The 7,611-nt window shown below is 67.7% G+C and carries 4 protein-coding genes; 2 read left to right on the forward strand and 2 right to left on the reverse strand.

The features are described from left to right. The first annotated feature begins 3 nt into the window (after positions 1 to 3). Positions 4 to 1,872 (forward strand): translation elongation factor 4, encoded by a 1,869-nt coding sequence (gene lepA, locus ACH492_RS21085; protein WP_398988690.1) that lies wholly within the window; start codon positions 4 to 6, stop codon positions 1,870 to 1,872. Positions 1,873 to 2,185: 313 nt separating this feature from the next. Next, positions 2,186 to 4,075, forward strand: a complete 1,890-nt coding sequence (locus ACH492_RS21090; protein ID WP_398988692.1) for an AMP-dependent synthetase/ligase — start codon at positions 2,186 to 2,188, stop codon at positions 4,073 to 4,075. Between the two features lie 72 nt (positions 4,076 to 4,147). Here the strand turns inward: ACH492_RS21090 and ACH492_RS21095 are convergent, their stop codons facing one another. Together ACH492_RS21095 and ACH492_RS21100 are read right to left on the reverse strand one after the other, a co-directional pair. Beyond that, positions 4,148 to 4,735, reverse strand: a complete 588-nt coding sequence (locus ACH492_RS21095) for a two-component system response regulator (protein WP_398988694.1) — start codon at positions 4,733 to 4,735, stop codon at positions 4,148 to 4,150. A 10-nt stretch (positions 4,736 to 4,745) separates the two neighbouring features. Next, positions 4,746 to 7,611, reverse strand: a 2,866-nt coding sequence (locus ACH492_RS21100; protein WP_398988696.1) for an ATP-binding protein, incomplete at its 5' end; no start/stop codon positions are given.

A 7,611-nucleotide genomic window follows, 5' to 3' on the forward strand; every position in this document is an offset into this window, starting at 1 on the left:
TGCGTGCCCGCGACTCCTACCAACGTGCCCGAGCCGAGCCGTACCGACCCGGCGCTGATCCGCAATTTCTGCATCATCGCGCACATCGACCACGGCAAGTCGACCCTTGCCGACCGGATGCTCCAGCTGACCGGTGTGGTCGAGCAGCGGCAGATGCGCGCTCAGTACCTCGACCGCATGGACATCGAGCGCGAGCGCGGCATCACGATCAAGTCCCAGGCGGTTCGGCTGCCCTGGGCTCCCACCGCGGGCCCCGACCAGTCCAGGACTCATATCCTGAACATGATCGACACCCCCGGGCACGTGGACTTCACCTACGAGGTCTCCCGCTCGCTCGCGGCCTGTGAGGGCACCGTCCTGCTGGTTGACGCCGCCCAGGGCATCGAGGCGCAGACGCTCGCCAACCTCTATCTGGCCATGGAGAACGAGCTCACGATCGTCCCGGTCCTCAACAAGATCGACCTGCCGGCCGCCCAGCCGGAGAAGTTCTCGGAGGAGCTCGCCAACCTCATCGGCTGCCAGCCGGAGGACGTCCTCAAGGTCTCGGCCAAGACCGGCATCGGCGTGGAGGCACTGCTGGACCGCGTGGTCCGCGACGTGCCCGCCCCGGTCGGTGTCGCCGACGCGCCCGCCCGCGCGATGATCTTCGACTCGGTCTACGACTCGTACCGCGGTGTCGTCACGTACGTCCGTGTCGTCGACGGTCAGCTCAACAAGCGCGAGCGCATCCGCATGATGTCCACCGGCGCCACCCACGAGCTGCTGGAGATCGGCGTCTCGTCCCCGGAGATGACCCCGGCCGACGGTCTCGGCGTCGGCGAGGTGGGCTACATCATCACGGGTGTGAAGGACGTCCGGCAGTCCAAGGTCGGTGACACGATCACCTCCTTCACCAAGGGCGCGACCCAGGCGCTGGGCGGCTACAAGGACCCCAAGCCGATGGTGTTCTCGGGTCTTTATCCGCTGGACGGCTCGGAGTACCCGGACCTCCGCGAGGCCCTCGACAAGCTGCAGCTCAACGATGCCGCGCTGGTCTACGAGCCGGAGACCTCCGCGGCCCTCGGCTTCGGCTTCCGCGTGGGCTTCCTCGGTCTGCTGCACCTGGACGTCATCCGCGAGCGCCTGGAGCGCGAGTTCGGCCTGGACCTGATCGCCACCGCCCCCAACGTGGTCTACCGCGTGACCATGGAGGACGGCGCCGAGCACACCGTCACCAATCCGAGCGAGTTCCCCGAGGGCAAGATCTCCGAGGTGCACGAGCCGGTCGTACGGGCCACGATCCTCGCGCCGAGCGAGTTCATCGGCTCGATCATGGAGCTGTGCCAGACCCGCCGCGGCACGCTGCTCGGCATGGACTACCTCTCCGAGGACCGGGTCGAGATCCGCTACACGCTGCCCCTCGCCGAGATCGTCTTCGACTTCTTCGACCAGCTGAAGTCCAAGACCCGCGGCTACGCCTCTCTCGACTACGAGCCCACCGGCGAGCAGTCGGCCAGCCTGGTCAAGGTCGACATCCTGCTGCACGGCGACAAGGTCGACGCCTTCTCCGCCGTCACGCACAAGGACGCGGCGTACGCGTACGGCGTGCGGCTCGTGGCCAAGCTCAGGGAGCTCATCCCGCGGCAGGCGTTCGAGGTGCCCATCCAGGCCGCCATCGGCTCGCGGGTCATCGCCCGCGAGACCATCCGCGCCATCCGCAAGGACGTCCTCGCCAAGTGCTACGGCGGTGACATCTCCCGTAAGCGGAAGCTGCTGGAGAAGCAGAAGGAAGGCAAGAAGCGGATGAAGATGGTGGGCAGCGTGGAGGTCCCGCAGGAGGCCTTCATCGCGGTGCTCTCCAGCGACGAGAGCGGCGGCAAGGCGAAGAAGTAGCGCAGACGCGGCTAGGACGTAGCCGCACGTCGCGTCGCATCGCGTCCCGCACGCACCGCACGTCACGCGAAAGCGCCCGCCCGGGGGTCCGGACGGGCGCTTTTGGCGTGTCTGCGGAGACAGCGCCCGATAGATGAGGGATACACCGACCATGGCTTCCGGCCAATGAGGCGAGGGCCCGTTCGTTATCAAGCGGCAGCCCGCAGCCTCTTACGCACCGGCATTGTGCGCTCTACCCTGATCACGGCTCGATGGTTACTCGCCAGTTAAACAACCAGCCAGTTGCAGTGCTGCCGCAGGCCCGGAGGACGTCGTGAGCGACACACAGACCCAGATCGAGAACCGACCGCCCTCGGTGGCGACCCTGTTCACCGAACGCGTGGCGGCTACGCCGGACGCCGAGGCCTACCGCTACCCGGTGGCCCCCGCTGCCGGTCACGGGCCCGACGACTGGGAGTCGCTGAGCTGGGGCCAGGCCGCCGAGCGCGTCTACGCCATCGCCGCCGGTCTGATCGATCTCGGCGTGCAGCCCGAGGAGCGGGTCGCGCTCGCGTCCGCCACCCGGGTCGAGTGGATCCTCGCCGACCTCGGCGTGATGTGCGCGGGCGGCGCGACCACGACCGTCTACCCGTCCACCAACGCCGAGGAATCGGCGTACATCCTCGCCGACTCCGACAGCCGGGTGCTGATCGCGGAGGACGCGACCCAGCTGGCCAAGGCGCGCGAGCGGCGGGCCGAGCTGCCGGAGCTCAGGCACGTCGTCGTCTTCGACATGACGGGCGTGGAGCCGGACGAGAACGACCCCGAGGGATGGGTGCTCTCGCTCGCCGATCTTGAGGCCCGCGGTGCGCAATATCTCGACAAGCACCCCGAAGCCGTCAAGGAGCGGGTCGCGGCGATCACCGCCGACCAGCTGGCGACGCTCATCTACACCTCGGGCACCACGGGACGGCCCAAGGGTGTACGGCTGCCGCACGACAACTGGTCGTACATGGCCAGGGCCACCGCCGCGACCGGGCTGATCAGCAAGGACGACGTGCAGTACCTCTGGCTGCCACTCGCCCACGTCTTCGGCAAGGTGCTGACCTCCGGGCAGATCGAGGTCGGCCATGTCACCGCCGTCGACGGCCGCGTCGACAAGATCATCGAGAACCTGCCGGTCGTGCAGCCGACCTATATGGCCGCCGTGCCGCGCATCTTCGAGAAGGTCTACAACGGTGTCGCGGCCAAGGCGCGGGCCGCCGGCGGCGCGAAGTACAAGATCTTCCAGTGGGCGGCCGGTATCTCGCGCGAGTACGCGAAGGCCGCGCAGGACAACTTCCGCCGTACGGGCACGGCTTCCGCGCCCCTCGGGCTCACCGCCAAGCACAAGGTCGCCGACGTGCTCGTCTACTCCAAGCTCCGCGAGGCCTTCGGCGGGCACCTGCGCGCCGCGGTCTCCGGGTCCGCCGCGCTCGCGCCCGACATCGGCTACTTCTTCGCCGGCGCCGGGATCCACATCCTGGAGGGCTACGGGCTTACGGAGTCGAGCGCGGCGTCGTTCGTCAACCCGGGCGAGGCCTACCGCACGGGCACGGTCGGCAAGCCGCTGCCCGGCACCGAGGTGCGCATCGCGGACGACGGCGAGATCCTGCTGCGCGGCCCCGGCATCATGGAGGGCTACCACCGGCTGCCGGAGAAGACCGCGGAAGTCCTGGAGCCCGACGGGTGGTTCCACACCGGGGACATCGGCGAGCTGTCCGCGGACGGGTATCTGCGGATCACGGACCGTAAGAAGGACCTGATCAAGACGTCGGGCGGCAAGTACATCGCGCCGGCGGAGGTCGAGGGCCAGTTCAAGGCGGTGTGCCCGTTCGTCTCCAACATCCTGGTGCACGGCGCGGACCGTAACTTCTGCACCGCGCTGATCGCCCTGGACGAGCCGACCATCCTCGGCTGGGCCAAGGAGAACGGCCTGGACGGCAAGTCGTACGCCGAGGTGGTGGCCACCAAGCAGGCCGAGCAGCTCGTCGAGGGCTATGTGGAGCGGCTCAACGAGGGGCTGCAGCGCTGGCAGACGATCAAGAAGTTCCGGCTGCTCCCACGCGACCTGGACATCGAGCACGGCGAACTGACGCCCAGCCTCAAGCTGAAGAGGCCGGTCGTCGAGCGCGAGTACAAGGACCTGATCGAGGACATGTACGCGGGCTCCCGCGAGGCGTAGCCCGCGCCGCCGGGGCTCCGCCCCGTACCTCCGCCCCGTACCCCGGTCCTCAATCTCCGGACGGGCTGATTCTCAGCCCGTCCGGAGATTGAGGAGTTCCCTCATCGTCTCCTCTATCCGGGTCAACTGCACCCGCAGCTCCGGCACATCGCTCGGGCCGCTCCGCCCCAGCTCCGTCTCTATCGCCGTCAGCCGCTTCGCGATCTGCCCCAGCTGCTCCTGCTCACTCGCCAGCAGCCGCTCCAACTGACGGTTCTTGCGGTGCAGATCGAGGAACACATTCACCTTCGCCCGCAGCACCCAAGGGTCGAAGGGTTTGGTCAGATAGTCCGCCGCCCCCGTCGCGTACCCCCGGAACGCATAGCCGCTGTCCGCCTCCGTCCCGGTCAGGAAGATGATCGGGACGTCCTTCGTCTGGTCGAGACGCTTGATGTTCGACGCCGTCTCGAAGCCGTCCATGCCCGGCATCCGCACATCCAGCAGCACCACCGCGAACTTCTGCCGCAGCAGTGCCTTCATCGCCTCCTCCCCGGAACGCGCCCGGACCAACGGTTCGTTGAGGGACCCCAGTACTGCCTCCAGGGCGACGAGGTTGTCCTCCATGTCGTCCACGAGGAGGATGCTCGCGCGGTCGGTGGTGGTGGTCGCCTCTGTGCTCATCGTGTATGCCTCACGTGATGGTCGGCGGGACAGCCGGCTCCGCATCGCCGTTTGGCTGTCCCGGTATTGCGGGTGGATCTGCCGACGCCTGGCCGCCCGGTTCGGCCGGCCCGCCCTCGGGGTCGAGGAGGGCGCAGACGACCGTCAGCAGACGGTCCACGTCGACGGGTTTCGGCACGTAGTCATTGGCGCCCTGCGCGATCGACTTCTCGCGGTCCCCGGGCATCGCCTTGGCCGTGAGGGCGACAATCGGCAGGGCCGTCCAGAGCGGGCTGCGCCGGATCGCCTCGATCGTCTCGTACCCGTCCATCTCGGGCATCATGATGTCCATCAGGACCAGTTCTACATCGGGGTTGCGCTCCAGCGTCTCGATGCCCTCACGGCCGTTCTCCGCGTAGAGCACGGGCATGCCCACCCTGCCCAGCACATGGGTGAGCGCGAAGACATTGCGGATGTCGTCGTCGACGATGAGGACGCGACGGCCCGACAGGATGCGGCCCGCACGGCCCGACTTCCACTCCTCCAGCTTGGTGGTCGTCGGCCAGCCGTCGTCCACGTCCTGGCGCGGAAGATGTTCGGCGTGGTGCCGCTCCGGCGAGGTCAGCGGCACGTCATGGATGTCGTGGATGTCATGGACGCCGTGCAGTACATGGCCGTCGTACGAGCCGTCGCTGTCGCCGCCCACCTGGCCGGGGTAGAGGACGGGCACGTACAGCGTGAATGTGGAGCCGCGGCCCGGCTCGCTCTCCGCGATGATGCGGCCGCCGAGCAGCCCCGCGATCTCCCGGCTGATGGACAGGCCGAGGCCCGTGCCGCCGTACTTGCGGTTGGTGGTGCCGTCGGCCTGCTGGAATGCCTCGAAGATCACCGGGAGTTTCTCCGGGGCGATGCCGATGCCGGTGTCGGTGACGGCGAACGCGATCAGGTCGTCCGTGCCTTTGAGTAGCTTGTTGTCGGGGTCCTTGACCCTGTTCACGCTCAGTTCGACGCGACCGGAGGAGGTGAACTTTATGGCGTTGGACAGCAGATTGCGCAGGATCTGCTGGAGCCGCTGCTCGTCGGAGTACATCTCGCGCGGCACGTCCTCGCCGACGCCGACCTCGAAGGCCAGCCCCCGGTCCAGTGTGATCGGGCGGAAGGTGGCGTGGACGTAGTCGAGCAGCTTGATCAGCGGCAGCTTCTTCGGGCGTACGTCCATCCGGCCGGCTTCGATCTTCGACAGGTCCAGGATGTCGTTGATCAGCTGGAGAAGATCGGAGCCCGAGCGGTGGATCGTGGTGGCGAACTGCACTTCCTGGTCGGACAGATGGCCGTCCGGATTGTCGGAGAGCAGCCGGGCCAGGATGAGCAGGGAGTTCAGCGGGGTGCGCAGCTCGTGTGACATGTTCGCCAGGAACTCCGACTTGTACTGCGAGGAGGTCGCGAGCAGAGCCGCCTTCTCCTCCAGCTCCGCGTTCGAGCGCTGGAGTTCCGCCTGCTGGCGCTGGAGCTCGTCGGAGCGCTCCTGGAGCTGGACCGCGAGCCGCTGGGACTCGCCGAGCAGCGACTCCGTACGGGAGTTGGCGATGATGGTGTTGATCGCGACGCCGATGGTGTTGACGAACTGGTCGAAGAAGGCCAGGTGGACGTCGGAGAAGCGGGAGAAGGACGCCAGCTCGATGACGCCCAGCAGCTGGTCCTCGAAGAGGATCGGGATGATGACGACGCTGGCGGGGGACGCCTCGCCGAGCCCTGAGTTGATCTTGATGTAGTCGGGCGGGGCCTCCTCGAGGAGGATCCGCTTCTTCTCCAGGGCGGCCTGCCGGACCAGGCCGTGGCCCGGCATGCCGGTGGTGTCGACGGTGGAGGACTGCGCGGAGCCGTAACCGGCGATGAAGGCCAGTCCCTTGGTGGTGGACGTCGTACGGGACGGAGTGCCGTTCTGGTCGGGGTCGGCCAGGAAGAAGGCGCCGTACTGCGCGTTCACCAGCGGGGTCAGCTCGCGAAGGATCAGGTCGGCGACTTCCATCAGGTCGCGGTGACCCTGCATCAGACCGGCCAGACGGGCCAGATTCGACTCCAGCCAGTCCTTCGCGCGGGTGGTCTCGCGGAGGTTGGACACCATCAGATTGATGTTGTCCTTGAGCTCGGAGACCTCACCCCGCGTCTCCACGGTGATGGAGCGCGACATGTCGCCCTGGGCGACGGCGGAGGCGACCTCGGCGATGGCGCGGACCTGGGTGGTGAGGTTGAGCGCGAGCTCGTTCACATTGGTGGTGAGCCGCTTCCAGGTGCCGTACACGCCCTCGACGCGTGCCTGGCCGCCCAGCTGCCCCTCCGAGCCCACCTCGCGGGCCACCCGGGTGACCTCGGAGGAGAAGGAGGAGAGCGTGTCCACCATGGTGTTGATGGTGGTCTTGAGCTCCAGGATCTCGCCTCGGGCGTCCACGTCGATCTTCTTGGAGAGGTCGCCCTGGGCCACGGCCGTCGCCACCTGGGCGATGTTCCGCACCTGGGAAGTGAGGTTGTCGGCCATGTAGTTGACGTTGTCGGTGAGGTCCTTCCACAGGCCCGTGACGCCGAGGACCTGGGCGCGGCCGCCGAGCCGGCCGTCCGTGCCGACCTCGCGGGCGACCCTTGTCACCTCGTCGGCGAAGGCGCTCAGCTGCTCCACCATCGTGTTGACGGTGTCCTTCAGCTCCAGGATCTCGCCGCGGGCGTCGACGGTGATCTTCTTGGAGAGGTCGCCGTTGGCGACGGCGGTGGTGACCTGGGCGATGTTCCGCACCTGGGACGTCAGGTTGGACGCCATGAAGTTGACGTTGTCCGTGAGGTCCTTCCAGACCCCCGACACGCCGCGGACCTGGGCCTGGCCGCCGAGGTTGCCTTCCGTGCCG

The organism is Streptomyces sp. NPDC019443, from assembly GCF_044389785.1.
Classification (GTDB): Bacteria; Actinomycetota; Actinomycetes; order Streptomycetales; family Streptomycetaceae; genus Streptomyces.

What these genes read in the sequence shown, in the direction of transcription:
- ACH492_RS21095 (WP_398988694.1), bottom strand. Translation starts at nt 4,735, where the DNA reads ATGAGCACAGAGGCGACCACCACCACCGACCGCGCGAGCATCCTCCTC.